16 protein-coding genes are annotated in these 17999 nt (G+C 31.9%); 4 read left to right on the top strand and 12 right to left on the bottom strand.

Going from position 1 to position 17999, the window contains the following annotated elements:
* Positions 1–60: 60 nt before the first annotated feature.
* The 9 genes from MY490_RS10760 to MY490_RS10720 form a co-directional block, all read right to left on the bottom strand.
* Positions 61–1029: a PDR/VanB family oxidoreductase gene (locus tag MY490_RS10760; protein ID WP_248269184.1), complete on the bottom strand. Its 969-nt coding sequence runs from the start codon at positions 1027–1029 to the stop codon at positions 61–63.
* Positions 1030–1035: 6 nt separating this feature from the next.
* Complete coding sequence (locus tag MY490_RS10755; protein WP_248269183.1) at positions 1036–1524, bottom strand: dimethylamine monooxygenase subunit DmmA family protein; 489 nt, start codon at positions 1522–1524, stop codon at positions 1036–1038.
* Positions 1525–1530: 6 nt separating this feature from the next.
* The gene (locus tag MY490_RS10750) at positions 1531–2481 is read right to left on the bottom strand and encodes a heme-dependent oxidative N-demethylase family protein (RefSeq protein WP_248269182.1); all 951 of its coding nucleotides are present in this window, start codon (positions 2479–2481) and stop codon (positions 1531–1533) included.
* A 402-nt stretch (positions 2482–2883) separates the two neighbouring features.
* The gene (locus MY490_RS10745; protein WP_248269181.1) at positions 2884–3180 is read right to left on the bottom strand and encodes a rhodanese-like domain-containing protein; all 297 of its coding nucleotides are present in this window, start codon (positions 3178–3180) and stop codon (positions 2884–2886) included.
* Between the two features lie 16 nt (positions 3181–3196).
* A complete protein-coding gene (locus MY490_RS10740) occupies positions 3197–3556 on the bottom strand; it encodes a rhodanese-like domain-containing protein (protein WP_248269180.1) in 360 nt (119 codons plus the stop codon).
* 69 nt (positions 3557–3625) lie between these two features.
* Positions 3626–3886 carry a metal-sensitive transcriptional regulator gene (locus tag MY490_RS10735; protein ID WP_069032150.1) on the bottom strand — a complete coding sequence of 87 codons (261 nt, stop codon included), beginning with the start codon at positions 3884–3886 and terminating at the stop codon, positions 3626–3628.
* A 480-nt stretch (positions 3887–4366) separates the two neighbouring features.
* Positions 4367–4903: a signal peptidase I gene (gene lepB / locus MY490_RS10730; RefSeq protein ID WP_248269179.1), complete on the bottom strand. Its 537-nt coding sequence runs from the start codon at positions 4901–4903 to the stop codon at positions 4367–4369.
* 144 nt (positions 4904–5047) lie between these two features.
* Positions 5048–6691 (bottom strand): AMP-binding protein, encoded by a 1644-nt coding sequence (locus tag MY490_RS10725; protein WP_248269178.1) that lies wholly within the window; start codon positions 6689–6691, stop codon positions 5048–5050.
* Positions 6692–6898: 207 nt separating this feature from the next.
* Complete coding sequence (locus MY490_RS10720; RefSeq protein ID WP_248269177.1) at positions 6899–8155, bottom strand: cation:dicarboxylate symporter family transporter; 1257 nt, start codon at positions 8153–8155, stop codon at positions 6899–6901.
* 648 nt (positions 8156–8803) lie between these two features.
* On the opposite strand from MY490_RS10720, the gene zwf reads away from it, so the two are divergent.
* Both zwf and MY490_RS10710 read left to right on the top strand, forming a co-directional pair.
* On the top strand, positions 8804–10303 hold the full coding sequence (gene zwf / locus MY490_RS10715; RefSeq protein ID WP_248269176.1) for a glucose-6-phosphate dehydrogenase: 1500 nt from the start codon (positions 8804–8806) through the stop codon (positions 10301–10303).
* Between the two features lie 124 nt (positions 10304–10427).
* Positions 10428–11758 (top strand): IS3 family transposase gene (locus MY490_RS10710; RefSeq protein ID WP_282439857.1). Its coding sequence is split into 2 segments (ribosomal slippage): positions 10428–10815 and positions 10815–11758, totalling 1332 coding nucleotides; the frame shifts between segments, so codons are not numbered across the junction.
* Between the two features lie 79 nt (positions 11759–11837).
* On the opposite strand, the gene gndA is transcribed toward MY490_RS10710, so the two are convergent.
* On the bottom strand, positions 11838–13244 hold the full coding sequence (gene gndA / locus MY490_RS10705) for an NADP-dependent phosphogluconate dehydrogenase (RefSeq protein WP_248269175.1): 1407 nt from the start codon (positions 13242–13244) through the stop codon (positions 11838–11840).
* 247 nt (positions 13245–13491) lie between these two features.
* On the opposite strand from gndA, the gene MY490_RS10700 reads away from it, so the two are divergent.
* Entirely contained in the window at positions 13492–14601 is a 1110-nt protein-coding gene (locus tag MY490_RS10700) for an AbrB family transcriptional regulator (protein WP_248269174.1), read from the top strand.
* Positions 14602–14633: 32 nt separating this feature from the next.
* Here MY490_RS10700 and MY490_RS10695 read toward each other — a convergent pair whose 3' ends face one another.
* Both MY490_RS10695 and MY490_RS10690 read right to left on the bottom strand, forming a co-directional pair.
* Complete coding sequence (locus MY490_RS10695; protein ID WP_248269173.1) at positions 14634–15380, bottom strand: SDR family NAD(P)-dependent oxidoreductase; 747 nt, start codon at positions 15378–15380, stop codon at positions 14634–14636.
* Positions 15381–15488: 108 nt separating this feature from the next.
* Entirely contained in the window at positions 15489–15938 is a 450-nt protein-coding gene (locus MY490_RS10690) for a MarR family winged helix-turn-helix transcriptional regulator (protein WP_248269172.1), read from the bottom strand.
* 394 nt (positions 15939–16332) lie between these two features.
* On the opposite strand from MY490_RS10690, the gene MY490_RS10685 reads away from it, so the two are divergent.
* Positions 16333–17880 (top strand): bifunctional GNAT family N-acetyltransferase/carbon-nitrogen hydrolase family protein, encoded by a 1548-nt coding sequence (locus MY490_RS10685; RefSeq protein ID WP_248269171.1) that lies wholly within the window; start codon positions 16333–16335, stop codon positions 17878–17880.
* Positions 17881–17999 lie beyond the last annotated feature (119 nt).

Raw genomic sequence — 17999 nt, 5'->3', positions numbered from 1 at the left:
AAAAAAAACAGCTAGTCTACCAAATCAATGGGTAGTCTAGCTGTTTTACTATCTTAAACTCTAAATTTCAAGGATTATCTGATTTGACTTTGCCCGAGAGACACAGGTTAAAATCATTTTATTACTTTTTCTTTGATCCTCATCCAATAAGAAGTCGTGATGCTCAATTTGACCATCAATTACATTTACTTCGCATGTCCCACATCTACCAACTCTACAGGAATAGGGTACCTTAATACCCTCATCGAGTAAAACATCTAATAAAGTTTTATCAACAGGAACTTGCTTTGTCGTTCCATTCGCCAGTCTAACCTCAAAAGGTCGATAGTTACCCAATAATTGTGGTGTAAAAACTTCTATATGGACACTTGATTTCGGATAGCCAAATGCATAAGCTGATTCATTAAATTGAGAAATAAACCGATTAGGACCACAAAAATATACATGAGTTCCGATTGAATGGTCTAGAAGCGTTTCAACTTTTATTCGACTAGAATTAATCTCTTTCGTAAAGTAAAAAGTAGTCTCTTCTTTATAATATTCATTTAAAAAGTCATAGAATGCACTACTTGATTTTGTTGCCGAAGTATAGTGAAGTTCAAAAGTTTTATTTTTACTTTTTAATTCTTTCATCATTGATAAAAATGGCGTTATGCCAATACCCGCTGCATAAAACACATGATGTTTCGCTCTTGAACTTAATGGAAAATGATTTTTTGGATAGCTAATCCGTAATCGATCACCTATTTTAATTCGTTCATGCCAATATTTTGAACCGCCCCTTGATTCCGAACTTAAATGAACGGCAATTTTATAAGTGTTATCAATAAGTGAATGATGTACTAAAGAATAGGGTCTGCAAATAATCTCATTTTCTGCAGCTACATATGTATTAATATGAGAACCTCCACTAAAAGTTGGAAGATTTAATTCATCAATTGGAATAAAACTAAATTCTTTAACCTGTTGTGTTATTTGCTTTATTTCATTAACACGAACTAGTATCGTATTCTCAATCAATCTATTCACTCCCATCTACAATTTAGCAATATTTCCTAAATATGCGTCATAATGGACCGAATAATGGTCAGAAACTGAAAGTAATAAATGACAGTTTTGACACTGAACTTCTTTACCAATTTCTAAATTTTTTAATTCAGTTAAACTATGACAACGACAGCAAAAAACCTTAGCGTTCAATTCACCATAACCAACATATTGTACTTCATCTTCAAAAAATCCAACATCTTCTATAATTAATCGTAAATTTTTTAGTTCTTCTTTACTTAGTGCTATATATAAATAGCTACCCATTTTCTGATTTTGCAACCAAGTTTTAAGATTATTTTGCAATTGTTCCGGACTTGAATCAAATCCGATAAAGACAAAATCAAAAGAATAATTTTTCTCAAGTAACTTTTCTAAAATTGGCTGAATTAATGGCCTCCCTCTATGATTGGAACAGATTAAATATTTTCTTTTTCCATCTATAAAACTAGCTTCTTCAACTATTAAATTATTCATCGCATTTTACCCAACTTCATCAAGTTTATTTTTTAAATACGTTATTACTTCTTTTTTATATGAAGAGATTCCTTTATAATCCAAAATGAAATCTGGCAATTCACTTAGAATTTTATAAAATTGCTCTAACCATTCCTTATTTAAGCTTAATTGCTCTAGTGGTAATAAGTGAGTATGAATCGTAAATAGGAGCCCATTACTAGCAGCCAACCTAAATAACTTTTGAACTTCAACACGTAAGTGAACAAAGTTCCCTACATTATCAACTGTAACTTTTTTTCTATCTTTACCCCATTGATTGAATGTTTCTAATGAAGTATCTAATCTTCCCCCTGCCATTAGTGACCAATTTTTACGAGTCCAAGGAGTTCCTTGTTCAATATTTTTTAAGAAACGAAGAATTCGATCATCCAATGATTTTTCACTAAATAGTGGGATTGGCTGATGAATCTCTTTAAATCTCATCCCTAGTTTAAAAGCAAGTGACCAATTAGAAGGAAAACAGAGATGTCCAGCATCTAAAAATAAATCACCATCTCGTTGACTCATATAAATTAAATCCTCTTGTACATGTCTACCTATGAAATTTAAGGGCTTTCCTAAAACCGAAGTTCGATCCCCAAACCTAAACTGTTCCTCTTCCATCAGAAGCTTATTATAAATAGTCCAATATTCATGCCCCTTATAAACTTCAAAATAGTTTGGATAATACCTTATTAAATGTTCTAAAACTATTTCTACAATTTCCCATTGCCCTTCAAAACTAGTAGGAAGTGCTTGGTAACAATGGCTTGGTGAATTGTGTAACAAGCTTCTTTTTAATTTTATTTCATTCTCATATTTAGGAGTAATCTCGATGCTTACAGGTGGATCTAATAGAATCGAATTATTAGAGTAACGATAAATCTCCTCTTTAAACGGATACGGAAAGCTTTCTAATTCATTAACTTGATTCATCTGAACACCCTTTTTAGTCGATTAAAAGTAAATCGTTCAAATTAGTTAAACTAGATAAAGGTAGCATTCTAATAATATCTTTATTTGTAGCATTAGGTTTTAATTAATTATAAGAATATTCTGTTTTTTATGTCAATAGCTAGTCCGATTTATTGTTCAATTTAATAGAAAGTATATGAAAGAGTCGTTTATGAGTTACTATATCTCAGCCATTTGTCTTTTTGCTTCCTCACGAAGCCTTTTTGAGTCACTTTCTCTCCGCTTTTTCCCTTTTTACTTACTCATGAACCCTTTCTTTTACTGTATTCTCCTACTAATAAACCTGAGTATGTTGTGATCTTTCAATTCAAATAAAAAAATTGCCTATATTCTTTTTTATATAAGCAATTTTGAGCAATTCGATTATTTAATTTCTCCTGTCCAAGCAAGCATACCGCCAGTCATATTCACAACATTAAATCCATGACTTTCTAAAAACTGTACTGCTCGACTACTTCTGCCACCAGCATGGCATACAACGATGTATTCATTATTTTTATCAAGATCTGCCATGCGAAATTCGATTAAACCGAGTGGAATATGCGTCGCACCTGGGATCATTCCGTTTGCTACTTCATCCGCCTCGCGAACATCAATAATATTTAGGGAATTTCCATTCTTTAATAGATCTTCAAGTTTTTCTGCTGTAATTTCTCTCATTCATTATTCTCCTTTATTAAGACCAGGTACTCATACCGCCTTTTACATTTGTAATATTGGTATAACCCATTTTTTTAAGAACTTTACATGCTTTTTTACTTCTCATTCCACTTTGGCAAATAATAATTGTTTCTTGATCTTTTGAAAGATGATTTAAATTTTGTTTTAACAAATGCAATGGAATATTTTTGAATTCTTTAATATGTCTTCCTTTATATTCTGCAGGCGTTCTAACATCAATGAATTGTTTTTCCTTACTTTTCAATTCATTTTTTAATTCATTTGTTGAAATTTGCTTAACTCCTTTAATTGGAAGAAAAGTTTGTACTAGAAAATAAGCAATTAATACGATGATTAGAATATTTAACATTTCCATTTAAGTCCTACTTTCGAGAAGTTGATGGTCAGAAATATTTTGGCCAGTGATAAGTTTTACGAATGTTTTTTATCTACTTTTTACTAATAAGTTAACTGCTTCTTTTACAAGCTCTTCTGCATTTTCTCCATTTTCATCAGCTAGTCTTACACATTCAATTAGATTCGTACTTACAATGACCCCAATTGTACGATCCATTGCCGCTCTTACTGCTGATAATTGAGTGATAACATCTTTACAACCTTTATCCTCATCCATCATTTTTAAAATGCCTCTAAGCTGCCCTTCAATTCTTTTTACTCTATTTTTTATTTGATCATCATAAGACATAGAAATCTTTCCTTTCTTAGTAAAATTTTTACATTAGTTAAATTGAACTATATACCCAGATAGGTATGAAGTCAATTAAATTGTCGTCCATTTTAGATTACTAGAAAAAGAAGATAGTCAATTTCTATTTAAACAGCATAAAAGCCTGGTTTTTAACTATTCCAGGCTTTACTTCTTCACATATTTATGACCAAGAAAGGTATCGTGATGATCGCTACAATCATTAATAACCAATTATTCTTCTTAATTTGAGTAATTTCTTCCTCCAATAACAGCTCTTCACTTTTTTTCATTATATATTCCTACTTTCAGTTTTGATTAATTTATTCTTATATTTAAGATTTATTTCCTTAAATAAAGCTTAAAATACCTGTAAGTATAAATTTGTTACATTTTTACTTTATATAATGAAAATGAAATTTTAATGAAAACCCTTTTCTTATTTCAATTATCTTTATTTAATCCATTTTACTTTTTCGTTTAGTGTATTATTCTTACTCGATCAAAAGGGAAAAAAACGCCTTCAACTTTGCCGACTATTTCTGACTGCTTTATATACCCTAAACCATTTCTGCTATCCTTACTATTTAGTCGATTATCACCCATTACTAGATACGACCCGCTAGGTACTTTAACTTGATTAAATTGAAGATATTCTTTATAGACATTTTTTAAATGATCATTTAAATAGTTTTCAGCTATCTGTTTTCCATTAATATATAGGAGCCCATTCGTTAAATTAACGTTGTCGTTTGGCAAACCAATGATTCTTTTGACATAATACTTAGGGTCATTTTGTTTTTTTATAATGACAACTTCGCCTCTATTTATTGACGAAATATGAAATGAGGCTTTGTTAACAAACAAATAATCATGATTATGTAGGGTCGGTTGCATTGAAGCACCTTGAACAATAAAGGGTGAAAAAATAAAAATCTTAACAATTAATGCAGTTGTAAAAGAATAGACTATTATTTTAAAAGTTTGCCATGAAGATTCCTTTTTTCGTATTTTCAAATTTGTATCCCCTTTAAATTTATTGTCTCCACATTTTACCATAACTTGATTAATTATTTGAATATTCCTTACAAATATTTAATGAAAAAATAGCAAAGCGTTCTGTTTCACTTTGCTATTTCTTCAATGATTAAATCAGTTTAATTAAACTTGTTTTGAAGCAGTTTCTACTGCTTGCTCTCTAAGTCGGAATTTCTGTATTTTTCCTGAGGCAGTCATAGGATACTCTTTTACAAATTCTATATATCGAGGAATTTTATGTTTTGAGATTTTTCCTTTACAGTAATTTCGAATATCCTCAGGTGTAATTTTTATTCCTTCTTTAAGAATAATGCAAGCCATTACTTCTTCACCATACACATGATCAGGTACTCCAACAACTTGAACATCTAACACATCTGGGTGAGTATATAAAAATTCTTCAATTTCACGTGGGTAAATATTTTCCCCACCACGGATAATCATGTCTTTGAGCCTACCTGTAACTTTGCAATAGCCATTCTCATCCATAATTGCTAAATCTCCAGTATGTAACCATCCATCTTCATCAATTGCAGTACGAGTAGCTTCTTCATTTTTGTAGTAGCCTTTCATTACATGATAGCCTCTAGTACAAAGTTCACCTTGTACTCCACGTGGTACTTCATTAGAAGTGCCTGGTTCTACTATTTTTACTTCAACATTTGGTAATGCCTTACCAACCGTTTCAACTCGTACTTCAATCGGGTCATTTGTTCTAGTTTGTGTGATAACTGGAGAAGACTCTGTTTGGCCATAGGCAATTGTAATCTCTGTTATTCCCATTTTTTCGATTACTGCCTTCATAACTTCAATTGGACAGTTTGAACCTGCCATAATTCCTGTTCGTAATGTTGATAAATCATATTTAGAAAAATCAGGTTCATTTAATTCAGCGATAAACATTGTAGGAACTCCATGTAATCCAGTACATTTTTCATCTTGTACTGTTTGAAGTACTCTTTTTGGACTGAAGTCTTGTACAGGTACCATCGTTGCTCCAACAGTAACACAAGCCATGGTGCCTAAAACACATCCAAAGCAATGGAAAAATGGAACGGGTATGCATAATCGATCTGCCTTTGTTAATTCCATGCAATTCGCAATATTAAACCCATTATTAACGATATTTGAGTGAGTTAGCATGACACCTTTTGGGAAACCAGTTGTTCCAGATGTATATTGCATGTTTATAACATCATACGGACTCATTGTTGCAATTCGCTTATCCAACTCGATGTCTGATGTATTTTTAGCCATGGTAATAAGCTCATTCCATGAGAATGTTCCAGGGTATTTTTTCTCACCAAGAACAATTACATTCCGTAAAAATGGCAGTCGACTGCTATGAAGTTCTCCAGGAACAGCATCCTTTAATTCAGGTATAATTTCATAAAGCATTTCAATATATGAAGAGTCTTTATACTGATCCATTAAAATAATCGTTGTTGAATCAGATTGCTTTAACAAATATTCTAGCTCAGCTGTACGATAATTTGTGTTTACTGTAACAAGAACTCCACCCATTTTGCCAGTTGCAAATTGTGAAGTAAGCCATTCAGGTGTATTTGAGGACCATATGGCTATATGATCACCTTTTTGAATTCTAAGACTCATCAAACCTTTTGCTACTTCTCTACAGTGGTTTTCAAATTGTTCGTAATTCATCCTTAAACCTCTATCCGCATAGACAACAGCCTCATGAGTAGGATGTAATTTCGCTTTTTCTTCTAATAGTTTCCCTATCGTAATATCTAGTAAATTTGTCATCTTATCCTCCTTAATTGGTTCCCTTCCAAAAGGACGCGTTAGTAGAACTTAAATTAAACACAATTAAGAATATTCTATGTTTTTAGATTTTTCCCTTTAAAAAAACTTCTGTAAAAGTAGAAAAGCCACAAGGAATTTCTTTTTCCTTGTGGCTGTTGTTTTTAGGTAATTTATTTGAGAGTTAAAATATCTTTACTATATTATACGTTACATAGCAACGTTATTATCATTCTTCACCACTTCTGGTTTAAATTCACGTTCCCATTTAGCAATTACAACTGCTGCTAAAGAGTTACCTACTACGTTTACTGCAGTTCTAGCCATATCTAGAATACGGTCAATACCAGCAATAAATGCTAAACCTTCAACTGGAATTCCTACTGTACCTAATGTTGCTAATAATACAACGAATGATACGCCTGGTACACCTGCGATACCTTTTGAAGTGACCATTAGAACTAACATTAGTGAAATTTGATCAGTGATTGATAAATGAATACCATACATTTGAGCGATGAAAATTGCTGCTAATGCTTGATATAAAGTTGATCCATCAAGATTGAATGAATAACCAGTCGGAATAACGAATGAAGAAATTGATCTTGGTACTCCGAATTTTTCTACTTTTTCCATAATTTTAGGTAAAACTGTTTCAGAACTCGCAGTAGAATATGCTAGAATCAGTTCATCTTTAATTAATTTAATGAACTTAAATATGTTAACTCCTACCATTTTAGCTACTAAGCCTAATACTACAACGATAAAGAATGCCATCGTTAGATAAACAGTTATGACTAATTTCCCTAATGGAATTAAAGATTCTAATCCAAACTTTGAAACTGTAACACCGATTAATGCAAAAACACCAAATGGAGCAAATTTCATAATTTGATTTGTAATGTAAAACATTGTATCAGCTGTACCTTGGAAAAATGCTAATACTGGTTTTCCTCTTTCTCCTACCGCTGTGATCCCAAGACCAAACAGCACTGAGAAAAAGATAATTGCTAACATATTTCCTTCAACAAAAGCTGAAAAAATATTTGGCGGTACGATATTTACAAATGTATCTGCAAACCCATGACTTTTCACTTCTTTAGCTGTTTCAACATAAGTATTGATATCAGTTTTGTGAAGAATACTCATATCTACACCAGCGCCTGGTTTAACGATATTCGCTACTAGTAATCCGATTAATATTGCTACTGTTGTAATAATCTCAAAGTACAGAATCGTTTTTCCGCCTAAACGGCCAAGTTTTTTTGTGTCACCAACACTAGCGACACCTACAATGATACTTGAAACAACGATTGGTATTACAATCATTTTAATCAGACGTAAAAAGATGTCTCCAATTGGTTGTAAATAATCTGCAACCTTTGGATTTTGATAAAAAATTGCGCCTACGATGATCCCGATAACAAGACCAATTAATATTTGCCAAGCTAAGCCAATTTTTTTCATAATAAAAGTCCCCCTTGTAATAGAATTTTGCCAAGTTTTTTAATTTACTAAAAATAACAAAACCATTTAAATCTTTTTTAAATGGTTTAAGCACTTCTTGGCTTATTAAGATATCGATGGAACTCTCATAAATTACCCATCATTTCCATAATTGACTTTTTGATTATATTCAGAATTTACAATCAAAAAAAGTTATAAAAAACAGTATAACAGAAATCAAAACGAGATTTCAATTTTACTATATTTTCCAAATTAAGATTAAGGTACATTACAATTCTACTAAAAAACTAAAATTTTTACAAATTACCTTTATTGTTTTTTAATTATTTTTTAATTTTCAATCTAGCAATTACATACTTTCTATTTAATATAAGAAAAAAAGTTGCATTATCCAAATCATTTAAAACCCCTTTGTTTACAAGGAATTGTAAGAAAAAAGTTAAATATTATCAAGTCTCTTATTTACGAATCTGTTTGTTTTGTTTATGATATAAGATGAATAATTTGGAAATTTAATTTATTTTTTAATAATTAATGAAAATGCTTTCAAATATTTTTTTGAATGTGATTTTACATATTTTGTATAATCAGCCTTGATTATTACTAAAATAAGTTAGTAATTTATGTTTAAGAAGTGAGGTAAATTAATTGAAAACTAAAGTAAACCCAAAAGCAGCTATTGTCATATTTGGAGCAACAGGAGACCTTGCAAAAAGAAAGCTTTTTATTTCAATATATAGATTATTTTTAAGTCAAAAAATTGATGAGGGTTTTGCGGTTGTTGGTGTAGGTAGAAGACCTTGGTCAAATGAAGAGTTTCGTGAAACAGTAAAAAAATCAATTCAATCTATTGCTTCATCTGAGACTGAGATTGAAAGCTTTTTATCTCATTTTTATTACCATCAATTTGAAGTTTTAGAACCTTCTTCATATATAGAATTAGGAAATTTATTAACAAACTTGGATAACCATTATTTAATTCCTGGTAACCGTGTTTTCTTCCTAGCAATGGCACCTGAATTTTTCGGAACAATTGCTAAACAGTTAAAGCAAAATGGTTTGGCTGATACAGAAGGTTGGAGTCGAATTGTAATCGAAAAACCATTTGGACATGATTTACCAAGTGCAATTGAATTAAATGATGAAATTCGTGAAGCATTTTCAGAAAATCAAATCTACCGTATCGACCATTACTTAGGTAAAGAAATGGTTCAAAATATTGAAGTGATCCGTTTTGCGAATGCCATGTTTGAACCACTTTGGAATAATCGATTTATTTCAAATATCCAAATTACTTCTAGTGAAATTCTTGGTGTTGAAGACCGTGGAAAGTACTATGAGAATTCGGGCGCTTTAAAAGATATGGTTCAGAATCATATGCTTCAAATGGCGGCACTACTTGCTATGGAGCCTCCGATCAAATTAACAACTGAAGAAATTCGTAGTGAAAAAGTTAAAGTATTTAAAGCTCTTCGTAAAATTGATGAAACCGAAGTAAAAGATTATTTTGTTCGCGGACAATATGATGCTGGTGTAATTAGCGGTGAAGAAGTACCAGCATATAGAAATGAGAACAATGTTGCACCTGAGTCTCAAACTGAAACTTTTGTAGCGGGCAAACTTTTTATCGATAATTTTAGATGGGCTGGTGTTCCGTTCTATATTCGAACTGGAAAAAGAATGGCAACAAAATCTACTAAGATTATTGTTCAGTTCTCAGATATACCAATGAATCTTTATTACAATACAAAAGAGACAATGTCTCCAAATTTATTAATAATACATATTCAACCAGATGAAGGAATTACATTGCAATTAAATGCAAAAAGATCTGGCTCAGATGAAGGCTACACAAAGCCAATTGAATTAACATTTAATAATAATTGCGTTGATTGTATTAATACACCAGAAGCATACGAGCGATTAATTTATGATTGTATGCAAGGTGATGGAACAAACTTTACACATTGGGATGAAGTAAAATATTCTTGGAGCTTTGTTGATGTCATCTCGAAAGCTTGGAACAATAATTTAGCACCACTTGCAACTTACAGTTCTGGTTCAATGGGTCCAAACGAAGCTGATACATTATTGACAGTTGATGGTCATAAATGGTGGCCTGTTACTGATCGATTAAATGAAAATTAAAATAATAAAAAGTTACCCCCAAACTATCGTAAAATGTACCCTATAGAGTAGACACTTAAAAAAAGTGACCTCTATAGGGTACTTTTGTTTATAATTAGAAAAAACGGGATCGGGGAAATATTAGATGAGCGATAAAATATTTACAGATAAAGAAATTAATCTACTTTCCAAAAACCAACACGTAAAGTCAGTTAGTTCGAAAGGGATCACTTACACCGATGAGTTCAAGCGTATTTTTATTTCGGAAAATAAGAAAGGAAAATTACCAAGACAAATATTTGAAGAGTGTGGATTTGATATAGAAGTGATTGGAATGAAAAGAGTTCAAGCTGCTGGTAGTAGATGGCGTTCTGCGTATAGAGAGAATGGTGAACTTGGTCTTCGTGACACGAGATCCGATAGCTCAGGAAGACCTTTAAATAGAGAACTAACTTTAGAGGAAAAGAACGCTCGTTTAGAAGCAGAAATTAATCTACTTAAAGCTGAAAATGAACTACTAAAAAAGATTCGTTTCTTAGAAGGGAGGATGAAGTAGTCGTTATTTCTCCTAGCCAAAAATATACTCTAATACGTTCCATAATTGAAAAGTTTGAAATAAAACATATGGTAACTTACCTTTGTAAGATAGCTGGCGTATCAAGAAGTGGTTATTATCATTACTTTTCTATTAAGTCACAAGAACGAAGAAAGCAACAAGATGAAAAGGATGAAATTGTAAGGGTAAATATATTAAAGGCTTATCGCTTTAAACGTTATAAAAAAGGGGCACGTCAAATCAAGAGTACATTGGCGGGTCAATTTAAGATTGTCTACAATTTAAAACGTATACGAAGAATCATGAAAAAATACGGTATAGTTTGCCCAATTAGAAAGGCAAATCCCTACAGACGAATGATGAAGGCTACAAAAGAACATAGGGTTGTGCCAAACCGATTGAATCGTCAATTTAAACAAGAAGTACCTGGGAAAGTACTTCTAACAGATATAACCTATCTAAAATATGGTAAAGGTCAGAAAGCATATTTATCAACAATTTTAGATAGTTCAACAAATGAAATAATGGCATACCATGTTTCAGACCGAATAACAATGGAGTTAGCTACAAATACTCTTCGGAAGTTAAAAAGGAATCGTAACTTTAAGAAAGTAGAAGGTTCACTCATTCATTCAGATCAAGGAACACATTATACACACCCAGACTTTCAAAAACTAGTAAAAAAATTAGGTTTAATTCAATCAATGTCTAGACGTGGAAACTGTTGGGATAACGCTCCACAAGAATCATTTTTTGGCCATTTTAAAGATGAAGCCTCTATTAAGTCATGTCAAAATTTAGAAGAGCTTAATAAAGAAATAAAACATTATATGAACTATTACAATCATTATAGATATCAGTGGAATTTAAAGAAGATGACCCCTGTTCAATACAGAAATCATCTCCTTAAAGTTGCATAGACTTTTTTTCAATGTCCTTTACAAAGGGTACATTTTATCGAGGGGGTAACTTTTTTATGTTTCGAAAACAAATTTTAAATTATGTCCACTGAGTATGGTACGTACCTTCTTTATCGATTCGTTCATAAGTATGCGCACCAAAATAATCTCTTTGTGCTTGGATTAAATTTGCAGGAAGTGTTTCTGTGCGGTAGCTATCAAAATAAGCTAAAGCAGCAGAGAAACATGGAATTGGTACACCAGCTTCAATTGCTACTACGCTTATTTTTCGTAAAGCACCTTGGTAGCTTTCTACGATTTCTTTGAAATATGGATCAAGTAATAGGTTAGATAGATTAGCATCTAAATCGTAAGCTTCTTTAATTTTTTGTAAGAAAGCCGCTCGAATAATACATCCACCTCTGAAAATCATTGCAATATCACCATATTGTAAATCCCAGTTATACTCATCAGATGCAGCTCTTAATTGAGCAAATCCTTGAGCATATGAACAAATTTTACTCATATAAAGAGCCTTACGCACATCTTCAATAAGTTGCTCTTTATCACCATTATATGTACTAGTTGATGGACCAGATAATAATTTACTTGCTTTTACTCTTTCATCCTTCATTGCAGAAATAAATCGTGCAAATACAGACTCAGTAATAATAGAAGTAGGAACGCCTAAATCTAGCGTGCTTTGACTAGTCCATTTTCCTGTACCTTTTTGTCCTGCTTTATCTAAAATAACATCTACAAGTGGTTTACCTGTTACTTCGTCTGTTTTAGTAAAGATATCGGCAGTAATTTCAATTAAATAGCTATCAAGTTCACCCTTATTCCAATCACTAAATACATGGTGCAATTCGTCAGCAGTTAAGCCAAGTACATTTTTTAATAAAAAGTAAGCTTCTGAGATTAATTGCATATCTCCATATTCAATTCCATTATGAACCATTTTTACATAATGACCAGCACCATCTGGACCAATATATGTTGTACATGGCTCATTATTTACTTTTGCAGCAATCGCTTCAAAAATAGGCTTTACTAGTTCAAATGCTTCTTTTTGTCCACCAGGCATAATTGAAGGTCCTTTTAAAGCTCCCTCTTCTCCACCTGAAACACCTGTTCCAATAAAATGAATTCCGCTATCAGATAGCATTTTATTTCGTCTTTGAGTGTCTTTATAATATGTATTTCCACCATCAATTAAAATATCACCTTTATCAAGATGAGGTAATAACATTTCAATTGTTGAATCAGTTGGGCCACCTGCTTTTACCATTATTAATATTTTTCTAGGTGTTTCAAGAGAATTTACAAATTCTTCAATTGAAAATGTTCCAACTACATTTTTACCTTCTGCTTCTTTTAAAAATTCTTCTGTTTTTTCAACTGAACGGTTATATACAGAAATTGAGAAACCTCTACTTTCAATATTTAAAGCTAGGTTTTTTCCCATTACTGCTAAACCGATTACGCCTATTTGTTGTTTAGCCAATTCAATTAGTCCTTTCTAATTAAAATTTGCAAGGGTTTTCAAATTAAAAATTGTAACAAATTTACTATCTTTAATATATCCTCCGATTAGTTTTACTATCCTGTTAAATGTTCAAACGACTAACAGAGCAAAATCCTTGCATACCATAAACTTAAGGTCAATAATGATATTAACATAACAAGCGCGATGAATAAATGTAAACATGATCTTTACATTAAAATTTTATAATTTGAAAAGAAGTGAAACTATGGTAATAAATTACAACGATAATAAATGGACACAGCTTTTATTTACTTTAATTATAGCAATTATTGGTGGTTTTTTATTTCAATTAATTAAACTTCCAATACCTTGGCTCCTTGGCCCAATGTTTTTTGTACTGATCCTTTCTAAAATTAAAGGGATAAAATTGTATTGGCCAAGTAAAGTTCGAGATACAGCCATGATCATAATCGGCTACACAATTGGGCTATCATTTACATCTTCTACGTTTATTCAAATCGGACATCAATTAACTTCTATGATTTTGATGACCTTTCTACTCATCCTTTTTACAATTACAATGTCAATCATAATTTCTAAAGTATTTAAAATTCATTATCCAACTGTTTTATTAGGTAGTATTCCAGGTGGTTTAAGTCAAATGATTGCTCTTGCTGAAGAGATTAAAGATATTGACTTTACAATTGTGACATTCTTACAAATTTCTAGGCTTATGATGATCATTTTTATGGTCCCATTATTAATTTTCAGTCCATTTTTTAATGTACATAAAAGTTCGATCTCAGAAGCCATTTACCACTCTTCAGCAAGCTGGCATGGCTTATTTCCAAATATTATTATTTTTGCGATTGTATGTACGCTCCTAGGGCTTTTAGGGAAGAAAATAAATTTTCCAACAGCATTACTTTTAGGTCCAATGATCGCAACAATTATCCTTAATTTATCAGGACTACATGGACCTGCCTTACCTTCTGTTATATTAGACTGCTCCCAGTTAATGATGGGAAGTTATATTGGCTTATTATTGAAACCAGAAAACTTGAATAACAAATTAAAAATAGTTTTAGTTTCAATCTTAAGTGGAGTCGTTTTATTAACATTTTCGCTTTTATCTAGTCTATTTTTAACACATACTCACACCATTGATCATATAAGTGCCTTATTAAGCTTAGCCCCTGGTGGAATGGATCAAATGGCATTAATTGCAAAAGAAGTAGATGCAGACATTACTGTCATAATGTGTTATCAACTATTTAGAACACTATTCATCTTTATTGTTGTACCATATTTATTAAGATATATTTTTAGAGCAAGGATACAAGAAAGTAAGGTAAAACGGATAAGTAACCAATAAGAAAGCAAGGAAAATTACCTTTCCTTGCTTTCCTATTCTTCATAAATCATTTTTCTAGTCATGCCACCATCAATTATGATATTTTGACCATTTATAAAGTTATTTTCTGGATCAGCTAAATAAATACATGCTTTAGCGATATCTTCAGGCCTACCTACTCGATTTGACCAATGTTGAAGATGATCAGTTTCTTTTAATTCTTCATTCTGATCAACTTGAATCCATCCAGGGCTAATACAGTTTACTGTTATACCATTTGGCTGTAGCGATGCTGCTAACGAATGGGTAATTGATACAATTCCACCTTTTGATGCTGCATAAGCTTCTGAATTTGGTTCTGACATAATGGCCCTTGTTGATGCCATATTTATTATTCTTCCACCTTTATTCATCACTTTAACAGCTTCTCTTGATGAAATAAAAACACTTCTCAAATTAGTATTAATTACTTGATCCCATTCATCTGTTGATAAGCTTAAAAATGGCTTAAAAGCGGAAATTCCTGCATTATTAATTAAAATATCAAGTTTACCAATTTTTTCAATAACATTGCGAATTAGATTTATGATGTCTTCCTCTTTACTAACATCAGTCTTAAAGAATATTGCTCTCCCACCATTTTCCTCAATTTCCTTTACAACTCTATGACCTTTTTGTTCATTAACATCTGCTATAAATACAATTGCACCTAATCTTCCAAATGCAAGTGCAATACCCTCTCCAATTCCATTCGCACCACCTGTAATAATAATTGATTTCCCTATAAACTTTTCTTCCATATTTTTATACCTCTTCATGCAATTAGTCTATTACTATTATTTCCAGCCTTAACAAAAAAAGCCGTCAAATGACAGCTTTTAATTCAAATTAGTTCGAATTAAGTTATCTCAACCTTGAGGTTGATTTTTGCTTAATCCAACCTTTTTTAATAAGTAGATTAACATATCTTTTTCAGCTGAATTTAGTTGAGAAAATACGTTATGAATCATTTCACTATGAGCTGGAAAGATGCAACTAATTACTCTTCTACCCTCTTTAGTCAAAGCTGCATAAATAACTCGTCGATCTTTTGGACAATGAATGCGTTCAATATATCGCCTTGCCTCTAATTTATCTAATACATACGTCATATTTCCGCTTGAGATTAATATCCTTTTTCCAATTTGTTGAATTGGCTGATCTCCTTTATGATAAAGCAATTCTAAGACTGCAAACTCAGTCAAATTCAAACCATAACATTTAATATTATTAATAGAAGCATCAGTCAAAAATCGATTTGCTTTACAAATTTCAGAGTATAACTGGAGCGAATTAGTTGAAATTTCATTTTGATTCAATTCATATCAACCCCTTTCAACTATCTTGAATTAAAGATAATTTTAAAGTATTTTTTGAAAGTAGTCAATGTCCGAGTATGGATTCATTTCTTATTGTGATAATTAGTTTACATAATAATATTACTAAATACTAATTAGTATAATATGCTACTTGTTTATTTACATGAACTAAGGTTCCGTTCTGTTCATAAATAATGTTTATTACTATACAAATGGATCAGATAAAAATCTTCTAGCTTTTTTATTTCCTCATCAACCTCTTATGAGTAACTATATTTTTTAGACTATATTGAAAAGGTAAATTGTGGGTATCCTAACTGTTAGATTCGAGTGCTATATACCATTTATAATGGTCCCTTTGCAAGCGAGACATTTATATTTAGGACGTGAGATTATGTCAGAGACAGATATGTCAAAATACGAGAAGAAAATTGAAGTTCGAAATATACGTATGGAAGATATTACTGAAATTATGAAGTTATCAAACCGTTGTTTTCCTGGCATGGAAGGATGGAAAAGAGAACAATTAGAAAGTCATATTCGCATTTTTCCTGAAGGTCAGTTTTGCGTAGAGTATGAAGATAAAATTATTGGTTCTTGTTCAAGTTTAATGGTTGACTTCGATGAATATGATGACCAGCATACTTGGAACGTCATAACTGATAATGGTTATATTACAAATCATGATCCGAATGGGTTTAATTTATATGGAATTGAAGTTATGGTTGATCCTGAATACCGTCGTATGAAAATTGGTCATCGCCTTTACGAAGCACGAAAGGAATTGGCTCGACAACTAAATCTTCAAAGTATTATCATTGGTGGTCGAATTCCAAATTATCATAAACATAGAGATGAAATGTCACCACGTGAATATGTAGCTGCAGTAGAAAAACATAGTATATATGACCCAGTTTTATCATTCCAATTAATGGAAGGTTTTACAATTAAACGGATTAATACACGTTACCTTCCCGATGATAAGGCATCAGATTCATTTGCCACTTTGATGGAATGGAGTAATATTGACTATCTTCCAAAATCTAAACGAGTTTATCGAGCATCATTCCCAGTTCGAATTTGCGCAATACAATACATGATGAAAAAAATCGATTCATTCTCTGATTTTACGAAGCAAATCGAGTATTATGTTGATGTTGCAGCTGACTTCGGTTCCGATTTTGCTGTTTTCCCAGAGTTGTTTACAACACAATTGATGTCTTTTCTAGAAGAAAAACGCCCTGATCAGGCTGTACGCAGGCTTGCAACCTATACTGAGCAATATATCGAACTTTTTACAGAACTTGCTGTACGCTACAATGTCAATATTGTTGGGGGATCTCACTTCGTTGAGGAAGACGGTAATATCTACAATGTTGCGTATCTATTTAGACGTGATGGTACGATTGAAAAGCAATTAAAAATTCACGCTACTCCTAATGAGAGAAAATGGTGGGGAATTTCAGAAGGAAACGAAATCCATGTGTTTGATACGGATTGTGGTAAAATCGCTATCCAAATATGCTACGATATCGAGTTTCCAGAACTTGCTCGTATTGCAGTAGATCAGGGTGCGAATATCATCTTCGTTCCATTTTGTACGGATGATCGCCAAGGTTACCTCCGTGTTCGTTATTGCGCTCAAGCAAGAGCAATCGAGAACCAAGTATATACTTGTATCGCAGGCACAGTTGGGAACTTAACACATGTACAAAACATGGATATTCAATATGCACAATCTGGTATTTTCTCCCCTTCTGATTTTGGCTTCGCAAGAGATGGCATTGTTGGTGAATGCGATGCAAATGTTGATACTGTCGTAGTCGGCGATGTTGACCTTGAAAAATTAAGACGTTCCCGAAATACAGGATCAGTCCGTCAGCTACGCGATCGACGTCGTGATTTATATCGAATTGAATTTAAAAATTTAAAGCTAGAATAAAGAACTTGATTGATAAGTAGACACTAAAAAAAATTGATATGAAAGTATTAAGCTTAGTCTAAACTAGTAGGCTGAGCTTTAATTTATTTTATATTTTTTAAAAAAGACTAAAACAAATA

Origin of the sequence: Gottfriedia acidiceleris, from assembly GCF_023115465.1 — a bacterium.
GTDB lineage: Bacteria > Bacillota > Bacilli > Bacillales > Bacillaceae_G > Gottfriedia > Gottfriedia acidiceleris_B.
Note: the sequence above shows the minus strand (reverse complement) of the source record. Positions and strands in the feature narration are given on the sequence as shown.

Coding starts and splice junctions, on each gene's coding strand:
- MY490_RS10745 (WP_248269181.1), bottom strand. CDS start 3,180: ATGAGAGAAATTACAGCAGAAAAACTTGAAGATCTATTAAAGAATGGA.
- MY490_RS10685 (WP_248269171.1), top strand. CDS start 16,333: ATGTCAGAGACAGATATGTCAAAATACGAGAAGAAAATTGAAGTTCGA.
- MY490_RS10735 (WP_069032150.1), bottom strand. CDS start 3,886: ATGTCTTATGATGATCAAATAAAAAATAGAGTAAAAAGAATTGAAGGG.
- MY490_RS10700 (WP_248269174.1), top strand. CDS start 13,492: ATGGTAATAAATTACAACGATAATAAATGGACACAGCTTTTATTTACT.
- MY490_RS10695 (WP_248269173.1), bottom strand. CDS start 15,380: ATGGAAGAAAAGTTTATAGGGAAATCAATTATTATTACAGGTGGTGCG.
- MY490_RS10720 (WP_248269177.1), bottom strand. CDS start 8,155: ATGAAAAAAATTGGCTTAGCTTGGCAAATATTAATTGGTCTTGTTATC.
- MY490_RS10740 (WP_248269180.1), bottom strand. CDS start 3,556: ATGGAAATGTTAAATATTCTAATCATCGTATTAATTGCTTATTTTCTA.
- MY490_RS10725 (WP_248269178.1), bottom strand. CDS start 6,691: ATGACAAATTTACTAGATATTACGATAGGGAAACTATTAGAAGAAAAA.
- MY490_RS10755 (WP_248269183.1), bottom strand. CDS start 1,524: ATGAATAATTTAATAGTTGAAGAAGCTAGTTTTATAGATGGAAAAAGA.
- MY490_RS10750 (WP_248269182.1), bottom strand. CDS start 2,481: ATGAATCAAGTTAATGAATTAGAAAGCTTTCCGTATCCGTTTAAAGAG.